Source organism: Neptunomonas sp. ABH4_499 (assembly GCF_056160565.1).
In genome coordinates this window covers 1-981 of sequence record NZ_JBSWXK010000040.1, presented here as the reverse complement: position 1 = coordinate 981, position 981 = coordinate 1, and the positions used below count along the sequence as shown (strand labels likewise).

Annotated in this window: 1 protein-coding gene; it reads left to right on the top strand. The window is 43.5% G+C overall.

All coding sequences use genetic code 11. The features are described 5' to 3' along the window. Nucleotides 1-109 precede the first annotated feature (109 nt). Nucleotides 110-805, top strand: coding sequence for a hypothetical protein (locus ACXAF9_RS18140; RefSeq protein WP_475076825.1), 696 nt, complete (start codon nucleotides 110-112; stop codon nucleotides 803-805). The last annotated feature ends 176 nt before the right edge of the window (nucleotides 806-981 follow it).

Here is a 981-nt window from a genome sequence, read left to right as displayed (position 1 = left end):
AAAAACGGTTTTTAGGCGTTAAGGAATATGAAGGAGGACTGTGGGATGGAGTCTTATGGTGTTAAATGTCTAATCCGACAGTCTCGTTAGCTCAAAAAAAAGGATACCTATGAACACTGAAATTTATGATAAAACTAATGACGCTCGTGACACTTTGTTTAGCTCATTAGGCAATGTTGACCCTGATGTTATTGGGCACATAACCAATCCAGCGTTTATGGGTGGGCCGCAGTGGCCTTCTCTTCGGCAGGCATTTAGCATCATTCGAACTAATAAAAGTATTAAGGTTGCTAGCAATGGGCTGTCTGATCCCTTCGATGATATGGCTGAGCCTAATAATGGTTTCAGGTTAGAGGTCATTGCGGAAACGACTGAGAAACTTGAAGCTGATATATCTGACACTTGGCTGTTTAAGCTAGTTTACGCAATATCTCAACAAGCAGCCCATAGTGGCCAAATAGCGGATTTTGTTAAAACTCATGGTGTCGTTACTATGGAGCTATACGCTGAAGATTGCGGCCTTGAAGAGTTTCAAAATAAAGGTGGTATGGTAGGCGTAATTCTTGGTGTCGAAAGCCCAGATATGCCAAAAAGCGTAAAGTTCCCAGCAGAAGAAATTACATTAGTTACGGTTCAAATTCTGTCTCCCGATGAGCTAGATTACGTGGCCGAGAAAAGAGCAGAAGGTCGTAACCATATACACGAATTGCTTCAGAAAAAAGGTATTTACCATCGCATCAAACTAAACAGAAAATCTGTGCTGGAGAATGGTAGTTCTAAATGGAAGTTCTGGAAAAAGAGCTAACAAACGGCTCCACCGGACAAATTTTACTGTCACCACTTTTGCGCTGCGCGGCAAAACTGCCGCCAGCAAAATTTGCTCGGTGAGCCGGGCGTTGAGGCTGTCGGATAAGTCTTTCAGCCCTCGACCTGCGGTCGAATCCTCAGTTACACTGCTTGAAACAAACTTTACCCCGCATG